At 53.1% G+C, this 465-nt stretch carries 1 rRNA gene; it reads right to left on the reverse strand.

Going from position 1 to position 465, the window contains the following annotated elements:
- Positions 1-452: ribosomal RNA gene (locus GTP27_RS23330) — 16S ribosomal RNA — on the reverse strand; the annotation flags it as partial.
- Positions 453-465: the final 13 nt, after the last annotated feature.

The raw sequence follows: 465 nt of genomic DNA on the forward strand, positions 1-465 counted from the left end.
CACCGTTTCTTCCCTGACAAAAGAGCTTTACAACCCGAAGGCCTTCTTCACTCACGCGGCATTGCTGGATCAGGGTTGCCCCCATTGTCCAAAATTCCCCACTGCTGCCTCCCGTAGGAGTCTGGACCGTGTCTCAGTTCCAGTGTGGCTGGTCGTCCTCTCAGACCAGCTACTGATCGATGCCTTGGTGAGCCTTTACCTCACCAACTAGCTAATCAGATATCGGCCGCTCCAGGAGCATGAGGCCTTGCGGTCCCCCACTTTCATCCTTAGATCGTATGCGGTATTAGCGTAACTTTCGCTACGTTATCCCCCACTCTTGGGTACGTTCCGATATATTACTCACCCGTTCGCCACTCGCCACCAGAGCAAGCTCCGTGCTGCCGTTCGACTTGCATGTGTAAGGCATGCCGCCAGCGTTCAATCTGAGCCAGGATCAAACTCTTCAGTTTAATCTCTGTTTTT

Source organism: Duganella qianjiadongensis, from assembly GCF_009857915.1.
GTDB classification, from domain to species: Bacteria; Pseudomonadota; Gammaproteobacteria; order Burkholderiales; family Burkholderiaceae_D; genus Rugamonas; species Rugamonas qianjiadongensis.